This window comes from Moorena sp. SIO4G3 (assembly GCF_010692305.1).
Lineage (GTDB): Bacteria > Cyanobacteriota > Cyanobacteriia > Cyanobacteriales > Coleofasciculaceae > Moorena > Moorena producens_A.
The window spans coordinates 1-14,932 of sequence record NZ_JAAHIG010000229.1; the positions used below are offsets into that span (position 1 = coordinate 1).

The 14,932-nt window shown below is 50.6% G+C and carries 8 protein-coding genes and 1 pseudogene; 8 read left to right on the top strand and 1 reads right to left on the bottom strand.

The annotated features are described in order from the left end of the window. The 3 genes and pseudogenes from F6J99_RS29820 to F6J99_RS29830 all read left to right on the top strand — a co-directional run. Window positions 1–210 (top strand): annotated as a pseudogene (locus F6J99_RS29820) (cation transporter); the annotation flags it as partial. Between the two features lie 411 nt (window positions 211–621). Next, window positions 622–1,581 (top strand): peptidylprolyl isomerase, encoded by a 960-nt coding sequence (locus tag F6J99_RS29825; RefSeq protein WP_293118310.1) that lies wholly within the window; start codon window positions 622–624, stop codon window positions 1,579–1,581. Continuing rightward, entirely contained in the window at window positions 1,578–2,612 is a 1,035-nt protein-coding gene (locus F6J99_RS29830; RefSeq protein ID WP_293118312.1) for a HupE/UreJ family protein, read from the top strand. Before F6J99_RS29825 ends, F6J99_RS29830 begins: the two co-directional genes overlap by 4 nt. A gap of 110 nt (window positions 2,613–2,722) precedes the next feature. Here F6J99_RS29830 and F6J99_RS29835 read toward each other — a convergent pair whose 3' ends face one another. Continuing rightward, window positions 2,723–2,866, bottom strand: a complete 144-nt coding sequence (locus F6J99_RS29835; RefSeq protein ID WP_293118314.1) for a hypothetical protein — start codon at window positions 2,864–2,866, stop codon at window positions 2,723–2,725. Between the two features lies 1 nt (window position 2,867). Here F6J99_RS29835 and F6J99_RS29840 point away from each other — a divergent pair, with 1 nt between their 5' ends. The 5 genes from F6J99_RS29840 to F6J99_RS29860 form a co-directional block, all read left to right on the top strand. Beyond that, the gene (locus tag F6J99_RS29840; RefSeq protein WP_293118315.1) at window positions 2,868–5,000 is read left to right on the top strand and encodes a DUF3604 domain-containing protein; all 2,133 of its coding nucleotides are present in this window, start codon (window positions 2,868–2,870) and stop codon (window positions 4,998–5,000) included. A 143-nt stretch (window positions 5,001–5,143) separates the two neighbouring features. Next, window positions 5,144–7,240, top strand: coding sequence for a DUF3604 domain-containing protein (locus F6J99_RS29845; protein ID WP_293118316.1), 2,097 nt, complete (start codon window positions 5,144–5,146; stop codon window positions 7,238–7,240). A 143-nt stretch (window positions 7,241–7,383) separates the two neighbouring features. Continuing rightward, window positions 7,384–9,459 (top strand): DUF3604 domain-containing protein, encoded by a 2,076-nt coding sequence (locus F6J99_RS29850; protein WP_293118317.1) that lies wholly within the window; start codon window positions 7,384–7,386, stop codon window positions 9,457–9,459. Window positions 9,460–9,600: 141 nt separating this feature from the next. After that, window positions 9,601–12,018: a DUF3604 domain-containing protein gene (locus F6J99_RS29855; protein ID WP_293118318.1), complete on the top strand. Its 2,418-nt coding sequence runs from the start codon at window positions 9,601–9,603 to the stop codon at window positions 12,016–12,018. 697 nt (window positions 12,019–12,715) lie between these two features. Then, a partial coding sequence (locus tag F6J99_RS29860) for a DUF3604 domain-containing protein (protein WP_293118320.1) occupies window positions 12,716–14,932 on the top strand: 2,217 nt, incomplete at its 3' end.

Consider the following 14,932-nt stretch of genomic DNA (forward strand, 5'->3'; position numbering starts at 1 on the left):
TGGCATAGACTCCATGTAGAGATGGACATCATGCTACCACCGACTCTATCTCTTCAACAGACCCAAGGAATTACCAATACCGTTGAGGAGCAACTGAAAGCACACCTGCCCTATCTAGGCTTGATAGTGGTTCGAGCTGTACCTGATACACAAGGGAACAGGGAACAGGGAATCGGGAATCGGGAATCGGGAATCGGGAATCGGGAATAGAAGATTTCACCAATCATTTGGAACTGGGATATATCTGTCTTTTGTCAGTAAATGAATTTGCGCGTTTCTCATAGCTATGACGTACATATAATTTTTTACCACTTCCGACGGGTGCATCTCATTTCTGCTGTTTGACCCAGTGGTGCGTTACGGGAAGGGCTGTCTCAACAAGGGGCGACCGTTAAAATCAGGCCGAGCCCTTCCCTAACGCACCCTACTGGCTGCGGTTTGACCCAGTGGTGCGTTACGGGAAGGGCTGTCTCAACAAGGGGCGACCGTTAAAATCACGGCGAGCCCTTCCCTAACGCACCCTACACCTGCTCCCTGTTCCCTGTTCCCAGATCCGCTGTTCCCTGTTCCCTAAAACCGAAAAAATTGCACCTCACCTAATTGAAAACCGTTATATTTGCCATGCAGGACACAGCTACAACACTGATTAATCAAAAAACTCTACCGTCGGAAATCCCGGTTAAGGGACAGGACGATCGACCCAAGGCACTAATTCGCATTTTGCGGGAACCATTGCTGCATTTCCTGGTTTTGGGTGCCCTGCTGTTTGGGCTGTATTTTTGGGTTGGTGGTCCTTCCATTACATCGGATTCTCCCAAGCACATTGAGGTGTCTGCTGGCACCATTGAGTCTTTGAAAACAACCTGGCAGCGGCAGTGGGGACGAGAGCCGTTGCCCCAAGAGCTGGAAAGCTTAGTGGATAACTACATCCGAGATGAAGTACTGTATCAGGAAGCCCTGGCATTGGGGTTAGATAAAAACGACCTGATTGTGCGGCGACGGGTGATTCAAAAGATGCAGTTCCTGACGGAAGATGTGTCGGCCCTGCGGGAACCCTCGGATGAAGAGTTGCAAGCCTATTTAACTGATCATGCCCAGCGCTATACTATACCGGGCAAGTATAGCTTTGCACAGATTTACTTCAGTCGGGAAATGCGGCGCGATCGCACGGATGCCGAAGCCCAGGATCTTCTGAATCAGTTGCAAGCCAACCCCAACCTGGAACGCTTCCAGCAGCTAGGGGACCGCTCCATGTTGCCCATAACCTATACCCTGGCCTCAGCTCAGACCTTAACCAACACCTTTGGTGGAACCTTTGCCCAGGAGATGGCTGGGGTTACTGAAACGGGCTGGCAAGGCCCGTTGCATTCCGCTTATGGCAGTCATCTGGTTTACGTTAGTGACATTCAACCGGGTCACGTTGCTACCTTGGCAGAGGTCAGAAAAGATGCCCGCCGGGACTGGATGAGAGACCAGCGCCAACAGCTGGACGAGCAGTTTTATCAACAATTACGCGATCGCTACACGGTTTCCATTGACCAGGATTCCCTCAACCAAGCTATTCAGGAGGACCAGGGATGAACCTAGGAAAATGGCTCTGTCTTGCTCTGCTGGTTTGCCTCGGCCTGGGATATCATCCCGCCCCCGCCCAGGCCCACGGCTTTCAAACGTCCTACCTGGAACTACGAGAGCAACCCTCTGGCCAGGTGGACGTGGTCTGGAAAACCCCACCAGCCATGAGTTTTGGGGATGAAGGGCTGAGTAGTCCCATGACCATTAGCCCGGTCTTTCCCAGCTACTGCACTGCAGTGACCGTGCCTGGGGTAACGGCTACTCCCTCCACCCGTGTCACCCGCTGGAGATTGGATTGCGGTAAAAACGGATTGGCTCAAGCAACCATTGCGTTTCCGGGACTGCTCCAAAGCTCTCTGGAAGTGCTATTGCGGGTGGAATGGGCCGATGGGCACTCCCAAACCACCATGGTGCCCACTGGGGAAGAGACCTTCGTGATCCCAGAAAAAACCACTGTGTTGGCAGTGGGCCAGACCTACCTCAAACTTGGGGTCGAGCACATTTTCAGCGGCATCGACCACTTGCTGTTTGTCTTAGGGCTAGTCTTAATAGTCGGACCATCCTGGCGTCTGGTCAAGACCATTACCGCCTTTACCCTAGCCCACAGCATTACCCTTGCTGCAGCGACCTTAGGTCTTGTGAATGTACCCCAAGCCCCAGTGGAAGCCGTGATTGCCCTCAGCATTTTGTTCTTAGCTTCGGAGCTGGCCCACAGCCGCCAGGGGAAACCAGGATTGACCGAGCAATATCCCTGGCTAGTGGCTCTCACCTTTGGACTGCTCCACGGCTTTGGTTTTGCCGGAGCCTTGGCAGAGGTGGGATTACCCCCCCAAGACATTCCCCCAGCCCTGTTGTTTTTCAATGTTGGGGTGGAATTAGGACAACTGGCCTTTGTGCTAGTAGTCGTTGGGGTCATGGAGAGTCTGAAACGGTTTGGCCCTGAGCAATACCCGCGCTGGCTGGGTTGGGTGCCCACCTACAGCATTGGCATTTTGGCCTCGTTCTGGTGTTTCCAGCGGGTTGCTGCCTTTTGGGGGTAAGGGGGATCCTGGCATCTCACAATGGCTTGGCAGTTTCCAGACCTATTGACTGAGTGTGAGTCCAGCAACCAAGCGATCGCTTCATAACCAAAGGCGATTAGCCCGAAGGGCTACGCTACGCGATGAAGCGTTCGCGAAGCGTGGCCAAAGGCCTCAGCTTCCGCTAAAAGCGATCGCAACCAAAACTGAACATAAGGACATCTCGTCCAGGGTTCAACAATCCAACAAAAGATAATTACGACAGGAGTTATCAAGATGAATCGAACATTTTCGCAAATCCAACGGCTTTTTGCCGGACTTTGCGCTCTTATGTTTGTTGGCAGCATCTTTCTCGCTCCCAACAGCGCCCTGGCAATTTCCCTGCCCCCCGGAGAATACGACTTTATTGGAAAACGATTCTCGACCCCTTTACCTAAAGTAGATTGCCGCTTTGACCCAAATGCTGAGTGCTACTCCCCCTATGTGGAGCGACCCAAACAGGTGTTATGGGGCGATACTCACCTGCATACCGTTTATTCCTTTGATGCAGGAGCCGCTGGAACTCGTTTGGGACCGGCAGATTCCTATGAATTTGCCCTGGGCAATGAAGTCATGACCGATGCAGGACAACCTGTGAAGCTTTCTCGTCCCTTAGATTTTTTGGTAGTGACCGATCACTCGGACGGGCTAGGGGCTTTTCAGCAGTTTTTGTTCAATCCTCCGACAGATTGTGGAGCCGATCAAGAGCAGGTCGATACCTGGCATGAGATGGTTGTTGCGGGTGGAGATGAGGCTGCTCAAGCTTCATCAGAAATTATTGCAGCCTTTTCCCAAGGGAAAGCACCTTTATGTATCTTCCCTTCTGCCGAAGAGTTCCAAACTTTCTGGCAGGAGATCATTGATGCCGCAGAAGCTTATAACGATCCGGGTAATTTTACCGCTGTGATTGGTTATGAGTGGACCTCGCTGCTTGGTGGCAACAACTTACACCGCAACGTCATCTACCGCGATAATGGGGACAAAGCCAAGCAACTTATCCCCTTCACCACAGACCAAAGCACTAATCCAGAAGACCTTTGGAATTGGATGCAAGCCTATGAGGATAAAACAGGTGGTGATGTGTTAGCGATTCCCCACAATGGCAATCTCAGCAACGGTCTGATGTTTGCTGAAATCGATCATAATGGTAATCCCTTGACCGAAAACTATGCCGAACGGCGACAGCTTTGGGAACCCATCTATGAACTCACCCAGATTAAAGGCACCAGTGAAACTCATCCAGAGATCTCTCCTGATGATGAATTTGCTGACTTTGAGGTTGCAGGTTGGGATTTAGGTAACCTGGATATGAGCTTCCTCAAACCTACTGACCCGGAAGCCCGCAAAGCTATGTTTGAGCATGAGTATGCTCGTCCTGCTCTGAAAAATGGCCTGAAATTTGAAGCAAGCCTGGGGGCAAATCCCTTCAAATTTGGTCTGGCGGGTGCTACAGATTCTCATATTGCCCTGCCAGCGGTCGAAGAGAATAGCTATATGGGTAAGTTCCCCAATGAGGCTCCCAGTGCTGAACGAGCAATAGAGCAAGCCAGTCTTGGTCGTTTTGGATGGCAGTATGGAGCTTCTGGTTACATGGGAGTTTGGGCTACCGAAAATACCCGTAAGGCTCTATTCGATGCCATGGAGCGGCGAGAAGTATATGGCACCAGCGGACCGCGCATGGTGGTGCGCTTCTTTGGGGGTTGGGACTTTACCAACTCGGATCTAGACCTGGATCTAGCAGAAGTTGGTTACGACAAGGGCGTTCCCATGGGTAGCGATATGACCCGTATGCCGGAAGGAAAAACACCGACTTTCTTAGTGGCAGCGTTAAAAGACCCCCTACTAGGAAACCTCGATCGCATTCAAATTATCAAAGGTTGGCTGGATGCCGATGGTAACACCCAGGAGCAGGTCTATGATGTGGTTTGGTCAGGGGATCGCGTCCCCGATGCCACAACTGGTAAGCTTCCTGAAGTGGGTAATACAGTCAATACCGATACAGCCGAGTGGACAAACACCATTGGTGCGGTTGATCTAGCACAGGTTTGGACAGACCCGGACTTCGATCCCACCCAAAGGGCATTTTACTACGCACGGGTGCTGGAAATTCCGACACCGCGTTGGACAGACTACGACAAGGCGTTTTACGGCGACGAGTGGTGCGCTGAAGCTAAGGCAGAAGATACAACTGCTTGTGATGATATTCCCCTAACCTTACAGGAACGGGCGTATACTTCTCCGATCTGGTATTCTCCAGCTAAGACAATCAACCTCCCATCCCTGCCTGCCCAACCTGCTGAAAATGTGAGTCACGAAGATTTTTGGGATCTAATCATTCAGGAGGTTGAAAAACATTATTCAAGCAAATGATCAAGTAAATCTATGATCCTGGCATCTGACAATTACAAGTTTGGTCATTTCAACAATGTATTAACTGAGTGTAAGTCCAGCATTTCCCTCGTTTCAACAGAAAAGATTTACCAAAGCCTATCTAATTTAAGGAGTAATATCCGATGAAATTGAAGCCTTTACCCCTGAGGATTCGACCACTTTGGTGGCGAGTCCTCACTATCGGGCTTCTCAGCCTGCTGCTATCTATGGGACAAATGCCCATAGCCTTAGCCCAGAGTGAAGTGAACCCGGCTGAACGAAAAGCCCTATTCGGGGACCTGCACGTTCACACCAGTTATTCCCTCGATAGCTATTTTGGAGCCAACCCCAATGGTCCAGAAGAAGCCTACCGCTTTGCCCGAGGGGAGCCGGTTACGATGGCTTCAGGACAATGCCATAAGTTGAAAACTCCCCTGGATTTCACTGGTGTAACCGATCATGCGGAGTATTTAGGAGAAATAGCCATCTGTACGATGGATGAAAATTCCCCTTACTATAACTCCGACAATTGTCAGCTAGTACGGGATGCAAAAAACGATTTAGACGCTGCTGGGGAGGCATTTCAAAGATTTATAATCGGTAAAGAGGATCTTGGGGTTTGTGGTGATAATCACGAACTTTGCGACGAATATACCCCTCTCGTTTGGGACAAGATCCAAGATGCGGCGACACAGTTCAACGAGCCAGGGGTATTCACCACCTTCAAAGCCTATGAATGGACTTCTCCTGGCAATGTGCCACCAGGACTTGCGGGAGCAGGTATTCACCGTAATATCATTTTTAGTAATGATACCGTTCCTGATACTGTGTTTTCGGCTTTGGATGTTTCCGACCCATTGAAGTCTTCTCCCAACCCAGAGCATCTGTGGGCTTGGTTGGATACTAACTGTACAGGAGAGTGTGAGGTGATCGTCATTCCCCACAACGCTAACTTGTCTCAGGGAACTGCTTTTAACCCAACCTACTACGACAATGTTACCCCAATAGATGATGTTCGCGCCAACACTCAACAACGACTAGAGCGACTGGTAGAAGTGATGCAAACCAAAGGGGAGTCCGAGTGCAAAACGGGTTTAGGCAATGTCGATGAACTGTGTAACTTTGAAAAACTCGATCGCCGTTCCGTTCGGACGGGTCCTTCCTTTCTGATAGAAGGGGCTGCCGTCCAATCCCTAAGCAGTGCCCCCATCTGTGATGAACTTTTTGAACCAGCCGGTTGTATTAACAAATATAGCTACATCCGAGAAGGACTCAAAGAAGGTATCAAACAAGAGGCTAAAATTGGTGTCAACCCCTTTAAGTACGGTTTCGTGGGCGCGACCGATACCCACAGTGGGATTCCTTCTAGTGGAGAAGAAGATAATTACCAGGGTAATCATGGTATGGCTGACGATACTCCTGAATACCGATTGGGGATTGAACAAAGTCCCATTAGTGGTGAGCTAGACAACCTTTTGAATAATCCTGGTGGGTTAACAGGAGTTTGGGCTGAAGAAAACACCCGCGATAGTATCTTTGATGCCTTCCAGCGACGGGAAACCTTTGCTACCAGTGGTCCTCGTATTCAAGTACGACTTTTTGGCGGCTACGAGTTCCCAGAAGATCTCAATCTTCGAGATGATGCCATCGAGATTGCTTATGGCACTGGCGTTCCCATGGGCAGCGATTTCCCAATCCTTCCCACTGCTGAGGCAGACCCTGAGTTCTTTGTTTGGGCGATTAAAGACCCCAAGAGTGCTCCCATAGACCGCATCCAAATCATTAAGGGTTGGATCGGTGATGATGGGGAAACCCATGAAAAGGTCTATGATGTTGCCTGTTCCGATCAAAAACAGCCAAATGAGAATGGCTCATGTCCTGGAAATAAGGCCATACCGAATATTTTTACCTGTAGTTACCCCCAGAATGTAGGAGACTCAGAACTCAGTACTGTTTGGCGTGATCCTGAATTTGACCCCAATCAACACGCATTTTACTACGCACGGGTGATCGAAAATTTCACCTGTCGCTGGAGTAGCTATGATGCGATCGCCCTTAACAAATCTATCTTCGCCTCTGGTGCTAAACCCTTTATTCGGGAACGAGCCTGGTCTTCTCCTATTTGGTATTCCCCAACTAAGGTCGAACCTCTGCCTGCCCAAGCTGTTGAAAATATGAGTCAGGAAGATTTTTGGAACCGAATCATTCAGGAAATTGAGAAACATTATTCAACCAAATGATCAAGTAAATCTATGATCCTGGCATCTGAGAATTACAAGTTTGGTGATTTCAACAATGTATTAACTGAGTGTAACTCCAGCATTTCCCTCGTTTCAACAGAAACGATTTACCAAACCCTATCTAATTTAAGGAGTAATATCCGATGAAATTGAAGCCTTTACCCCTGAGGATTCGACCCTTGTGGTTGCGAGTCTTTACTATTGGGGTTCTCAGCCTGCTGTTATCTATGGGACAAATGCCTATAGCCTTAGCCCAGAGTGAAGTGAACCCGGCTGAACGAAAAGCCCTATTCGGGGACCTGCACGTTCACACCAACTACTCTCTCGACAGCTACCTGGGGTCGAACCCTAACAGCCCTCGCGAAGCCTACCGCTTTGCCCAGGGCGAGGAGGTGATGACGGCAGCCGGGGAAGCACACAAGTTGAAAACCCCCCTCGATTTCACCGCTGTCACCGACCATGCAGAATATTTCGGGGAAATGGCCATCTGCAACGAGTTTGAAGATGCCCCCGGCCATAACTCCCTGAGATGCCGAGCTTTGCGAAATGCCCCCAAAAGCGACTTGATTGCCGCCTACTTGTATGTCAAAAAACCGGGGACATGTAGCGTAGATTCGGAAACCTGCAACGAATATGGCGCTCAACTCTGGAAAAAAATCCAGGAAATCGCCACAGAGTTTAACCAACCTGGGCAGTTTACAACGCTGAACGCTTACGAATGGACCTCTAAAGGCAACGTACCACAAGACATTAGTGGGGCTGGCATCCACCGTAACATCATTTTTCGCAATGACACCGTTCCCGAGACCGCGTTTTCGGCGGATAATTCTCCCAACCCAGAGGAACTGTGGGACTGGTTGAATGCCAATTGCACGGGAGAATGCGAGGCGATCGTGATTCCCCACAACACCAACCTGTCTGGGGGGACCGCCTTTGCCCCCTACTACTACAACGGCGAGACGCCCATCAACCCCGAGCGTGCCAGGATCCAACAAGAACTGGAACGACTGGTGGAGGTCATCCAAACCAAAGGCGAATCGGAGTGTAAAACCGGTCTGGGCAACACAGACGAACTCTGCGGCTTTGAAAAACTCAACCGTAGCTTTATTGTCAGCGATGAGTTGCCTTTAATGGAAGGTGCTGCCGTCCAAGCGCAGACCAGCGTGTATAGCTGTGAAGAAAAGCCCGAGGATCCGAAATGTATCAGCAAATACGACTACATCCGGGAAGGACTGAAGGAAGGTATCAAGCAGGAAGCAAAGATCGGCTTCAACCCCTTTAAGTATGGTTTCGTGGGTGCGACCGATACCCACAGCGGTTTTCCCTCAAGCGGTGCAGAAAACAACTTCAAGGGCAGTCACGGTATGACGGACGCTACCCCCCAGTATCGTCTGGGCACTGAACCGAATCCCATTGCCGACAGGAACGATAACCTCTCGAACAATCCCGGCGGGGTTACTGGGGTTTGGGCCGAAGAAAACACCCGTGAAAGCATCTTTGATGCTCTGAAGCGCCGGGAAACCTTTGCTACCAGTGGCCCCCGCATTCAAGTGCGGCTGTTTGGCGGCTACGAGTTCCCGGACGACCTGAACGAACGCCCTGATGCCCTCGATATTGCCTACAGCAAGGGCGTTCCCATGGGTGATGATTTGCCCACACCCCCTACCGCCACCGCTCCCCAGATGTTTGTCTGGGCAATGCAAGACCCCAAGAGTGCCAAATTACAAGGCATTCAAATTATCAAAGGCTGGCTGGGTGAAGACGGCGAACCCCAAGAGAAAGTCTATGCTGTTGCCTGCTCTGATGGCTTAGAACCGAGAGAAGACGGACTCTGCCCACCGAATGGGGCAACGGTAGATATAACCACCTGTGGTATATCCCAAGGTCCGTTCGTGCCGGGTGCAGCGGAACTCAGCACAGTTTGGCGCGACCCGGACTTCGACCCGAGCCAGCATGCATTTTACTACGCACGGGTGATTGAAAATCCCACCTGCCGCTGGAGCACCTATGATGCGATCACTCTAAAAATCTACCCACCCACTGGAGTCCCTCCCTTCATCCGTGAGCGGGCTTGGTCTTCCCCCATCTGGTATAATCCGGCTCCGGTAGCGATCGAACCTCCGCCTACCCAACCTCTTGACAATATCAGTCAGGAAGAATTTTGGAATCGAATCATTCAGGAAATTCAGAAACATTATTCAACCATGCAGATGAAGTAAATCTATGATCCTGGCATCTCACAATGGCTTGGTAGTTTCGACACCTATTAACTGAGTGTAAGTCCAGCAACCAAGCGATCGTTTCTTCATCCGAAGCGATCTTAACCAAAAATCTAGCTTAGCCTAAGAAGGAGGCTATTTATGTTACGAAAGATTAAACTTTTGGGGAAACGACTCACCATTGGTCTGATGACCATGTTGTTGTTTGTTTCCTTCAGCACAACCGCACAAGCGGTTACTCTAGGACCAGCTGTACCCTTGCCCGCGCAGCTCTCCTGTGATGGTGAAAGCCTGAGTGATCCTGCCCAACGTCAGGCTTTATTTGGGGATCTGCACACCCATACCACCTATTCCCTGGATGCCTACTTGGGCTTGATGCGGAATGACCCCGATGCAGCCTATAAGTTTGCTAAGGGAGACCCCAACGAGCTTCCAGGTGGCATCACCCAGCACAAAGTGCCCCTGAATTTTGCGGCTGTCACCGACCACGCCGAATTCCTGGCCGAGGTGGAAATGGCCCTCAATCCCGAATATGGTAAAAAGAAATACTACCATCCCCTGGCTATTGCGATTCGGAACAAGCCCCAGTCTGAGCTGCTGTCAACCCTAGTATACGTCCAGGTAATGCAGGGAGCCGCTCGCTCGGAAGACCAGCCAGAACGCACGGCATATGCGTCAGGTCCCATTGCAGATCAAGCCCGGGTAAACGCCTGGAAGAAAATTCAACAGGCAACGGAAGACAACTACGAACCGGGCACATTTACAACGTTGCACGCCTTTGAATGGTCTTCTGCCCCGGGCGGTGCAAACCTACATCGGAACGTGATTTTTCGCGATACCGTCGTGCCTGAGGTGCCCGTGAGCCTCTTCGACACCCAATCCCCCGAGGTGTTATGGCAATACCTCAGCCAGTACGAGGACGATGGCTCGACGGTTTTGGCAATTCCCCATAACAGCAACGTCAGCACCAACCAGATGTTCATGCCAGAACGGTGGAATGATGACACACCCATCGATCCAGCCTGGGCTGAATTGCGGGCAAAATACGAGCCATTGGTGGAAATCATGCAAGTCAAGGGCAACTCCGAAACCGTGCCTGCCTATGCCCCAGAGGATGAGTTTGCAGACTTTGAATTGATGCAAACTACCGAACGCACCCGAGGGCGCTACGGCTATGTGCGGGAAGCCCTGAAGAATGGTCTGCGCCACGAAGCGACTTTGGGAACCAATCCCTTCAAGTATGGTATTATAGGGGCTACAGACAACCATAATGGTTCTCCTGGGGATACCGAAGAAGACGATTTTATTGGTTCCCACGGCTTTACCGATGCCACACCCGAACTGCGGCTGTTTAGTGAAATTCCCGGTTGGGAAAAATTGCCCTATCTCAATCCTGGGGCATTGACCGGGGTTTGGGCAGATCAGAATACCCGCGAGTGCGTTTACGATGCTCTAGCTCGTAAAGAAACCTTTGGTACTAGCGGCACCCGCACCCAGGTACGCTTTTTCGGTGGCTGGGACTTTGCAGAGGACCTGAACCTGCAACCAGATGCGGTTGAGCAGGCTTATGCTACTGGCGTTCCCATGGGCAGGGATTTACCCACACCTGATGCGCAGAAAGCACCTAAGTTTTTTGTCTGGGCAACCAAGGATCCCAACAGTGGTAACCTGGATCGGATCCAGGTGGTCAAAGGCTGGACTAAGCATGGCTTGACCCACGAGAAAATTTATGATGTGGCCTGGGCAGGCGATCGCGAACCCAATCCCACAACCGGCAAATTGCCTCCCATTGGCACCACTGTAGATGTTTATAACGCCACCTATACCAACGACATTGGTAGCCCCGAACTCTCTGGGGTTTGGGAAGACCCGGACTTTGACCCCACAGTGCGAGCATTCTACTACTTGCGGGCCTTAGAAATTCCCACTCCCCGCTATTCTACTTACGATGCTGCCGAAGTGGGCATTGTCCCGCCTGCGCCTGCCGAAATCCAAGAGCGAGCCTGGAGTTCCCCGATCTGGTATACTCCCAGTGATGCCTATCTAGCTGCTGGTGATGCTGGTGCGTTAACTGTTGACCAGCTGGAACAAAATGGTATTCCACCCCTCACTACCGAAGAGATTGAAGACCTGATCCGTGGCCACAATCTGGAAATTAGTAATCTGATCACCGGTGACGAATTTATCGGTTTCTTTCAGGATTACCAATTCTATCAAGGTGAAGGCACCTGGTTCCTGGGCGAGTCGGCCACCTCTGCGTCCCTGCATACTGGGGAACTGGAGGCAGCAGCTCCTATGAAATACAAGATAGCAGACAATCAACTCAGCTTTAACCTGAAGGATGACAGCGAGTTTGTTGCCCAGCTGTTCAATAATAACGGGCAGATTCTGGCAGCTCGCAATGACGAGATTGGCTATGTTAACTATGAGTTGAAAGACCTTGAAGAGGATCTCGACCTGTATACTCGGCTCCCCCAAGATGCCTTAGATTCTTTAGATATGAGTAATGAAGAATTTTGGGAGCGAGTAATTAAGGAGATTATTCGGTTAACACAGTAATTCTTGAATTACGGCGTTGCTGATTATGGGTATGGTTTTGCCCCCCTAACCCCCCAATTTTGGGGGGAACAAAACTCTCAAAGTCCCCCGCCCCCCTCACCCTCACAGGGGTAGGTTTTTTACATTTGGGTCCTGCCTCACCCCCAACCCCCGACCGGTCGGGGGCGGATCACAGGGAGAGGAAAAGGAAAACAACGAAGAAGCGATGCAGCAAGGGAACAGGGGGTTTCCCCCACTCGCTATTGCATCAAGACAATGATGATTTTTAACGACAAATTAAGTATATTTTCTTATCCCCCACACCCTACACCCCACCCCCTACACCCCACACCTCACGTCTTTGTTAAAAACCTACCCCTGTGAGGCCCCCCTCACCCCCCAACTTTGGGGGGAATTAGCGGATGCTTCGCTTTTTGACAGATGGGGATTTAGGGGGCTGTAATAAAACCAGATGATCGTGCATTCATTCCTTAATTCAGCAACGCTAGGGATTAACGTAGCATGTCGAAGTTTGGTATTACTTCGGCATTCTATCTCACAAAAAATGGTAATGACTTGATAGAGAAATGGCAGTTGCGTAGGGTGCGTTAGATGGCTCAAATCTTTTGCCCTCAGCCGAACGCTCACAATCCGTCGTAACGCACCAATTCCATTAATCAAGGAATTACAAAACAATTCCAAAAGGAGTTCATCAAACATGAATCGAATCGTTTCACTTTCGCAAATCCGCAAACTATTTATAATAGGCTTGTGTATTTGCTTTCTGATCGGGAATATCCTATTTTCCTCTAACAGTGCTTTGGCAGTTTCGTTGTTGCCACCTGGGGAATACGATCTTCCAGATTTCAACCGACCCGTACCGCCCATAGGAGAAATACAACCCTACTCCCCCTATGCTGGGCAACCCCAAGCAGATCCTGGTCGTCCCCAGCAGGTATTCTGGGGGGACACCCACCTCCATACCATCTATTCCTTTGATGCAGGTGCAGGTGGAACCACGCTGACCCCTGAAGACTCCTACCGATTTGCCCGAGGGGAGGAAGTGGAAGTCGATGGTGGGCAACCCGTCCAGTTGTCTCGTCCCTTAGATTTCTTGGTGGTCACCGATCACACCGACCAGTTGGGCTCTTTCCAACAGTTTGTTGAAACACCCCCACAAGATTGCGGTGAGGATCAGCAGCAGATAGATGATTGGCATGACGCAGTCGAAGAAGGCGGAGAGGCTGCAGCCAAGGCCGTAACCGAAATGACTTCAGCCTTCGCTCAAGGCACAGTTCCAGACTGTATGCTCCAAAGTCCAGAGGAATTCGGTGCAGCTTGGGAGGATGAAGTCGATTGGGCGGAAGAGTTCAACGACCCCCACACATTTACAGCAGTGATCGGGTATGAGTGGACTTCCCTAGATGCGGGGGACAACCTCCACCGGAATGTCATCTACCGCGACAATAGCGACAAAGCCAAGCAGTTGCTGCCTAAGACTACAGAAGATGGCACCGACCCAGAACTGCTCTGGAATTGGATGGCAGCCTATGAAGACACAACGGGTGGGGATGTGTTGGCCATTCCCCACAATGGCAACATGAGCAACGGACAAATGTTTGCCGACACCGATGCTCGCGGTATGCTCCTAAGCCACAGCTATGCCCAGCAGCGACAACGGTGGGAGCCCCTCTATGAAGTCATCCAAATCAAAGGGGCGGGCGAGACCCATCCTGATTTGTCTCCCGACGATGAATTTGCTAGTTTTGAGATAGCAGGTTGGGATAACGGAAATCTGGACCTAACGGGTCCCAAAACAGATGATATGTACGAGTATGAATATGCCCGTGCTGCCTTCAAGAATGGACTGAAGTTTGAAGAAAACTTGGGAGCAAATCCCTTCAAATTTGGTCTGGTGGGTTCCACGGATTCCCATCTTGCGATTTCCGGGGTGGAAGAAAATAGCTTTATGGGTAAAATGGTCTTTAATACCCCCAGTCCTGATCGGGCAGAACAAGTCGAGAAGACAAGTTGTTTTACTAAGGATCAAGATGGGAACTGTGTTCCGGAGGATCCGGAGGTGAACCGGTTGGGATGGCAGAATGGAGCAGCTGGCTATGTGGGCGTTTGGGCTGAAGCCAATACCCGCGAGTCCTTGTTTGATGCCATGGAGCGTCGGGAAGTCTATGCTACCAGCGGACCACGGATGATAGTTCGCTTCTTTGGCGGTTGGGACTTTACCCCAGAGGATCTCGATCGTAATCCCGGTGATGTGGGCTATGCCAAGGGTGTTCCTATGGGTAGCGATTTGCCTTTGCCTCAAGAGATCGATCTGAACTTGCCTGAAAAGATCGCTAACAATCTGGAGGAAGCTGACAATGTGGAGAAAAAGATCGAAGCTCTCGTTAACTATCAGCTACAAAAAAGGAACCCACCGACCTTTTTGGTAGCAGCGTTAAAAGACCCCCTGCGGGGAAATCTTGATCGCATTCAAATTGTCAAGGGCTGGCTGGAGAATGACGAAACCCAGGAAAAAGTTTACGATGTAGTCTGGTCAGGCGATCGCGTACCTGATCCCACAACGGGTAAGCTTCCCCTTGTGGGTTGTGCGGTCAATCCCGCTACATGTGAGACGGACGATCCGATGGAAGATACCGGTACGGTGAATACCGACACAGCAGAGTGGACAAACACCATTGGTGCGCTTGAGCTGGCACAGGTTTGGACAGACCCGGACTTCGATCCCACCCAAAGGGCATTTTACTACGCGCGGGTGCTGGAAATTCCGACACCTCGTTGGACGGACTACGACAAGGCATTTTATCAGATAGAAATGCCCCCTGAAGTGCCCTTAACCCTACAGGAACGGGTGTATACTTCTCCGATTTGGTACTCCCCAACTAACGCAATATCTAAGATAGCTCCGTTGCCTGAA

Excerpts from the sequence above, each read along its gene's own strand:
- F6J99_RS29825 (WP_293118310.1), top strand. The coding sequence starts at position 622 with ATGCAGGACACAGCTACAACACTGATTAATCAAAAAACTCTACCGTCG.
- F6J99_RS29830 (WP_293118312.1), top strand. The coding sequence starts at position 1,578 with ATGAACCTAGGAAAATGGCTCTGTCTTGCTCTGCTGGTTTGCCTCGGC.
- F6J99_RS29840 (WP_293118315.1), top strand. The coding sequence starts at position 2,868 with ATGAATCGAACATTTTCGCAAATCCAACGGCTTTTTGCCGGACTTTGC.
- F6J99_RS29845 (WP_293118316.1), top strand. The coding sequence starts at position 5,144 with ATGAAATTGAAGCCTTTACCCCTGAGGATTCGACCACTTTGGTGGCGA.
- F6J99_RS29850 (WP_293118317.1), top strand. The coding sequence starts at position 7,384 with ATGAAATTGAAGCCTTTACCCCTGAGGATTCGACCCTTGTGGTTGCGA.
- F6J99_RS29855 (WP_293118318.1), top strand. The coding sequence starts at position 9,601 with ATGTTACGAAAGATTAAACTTTTGGGGAAACGACTCACCATTGGTCTG.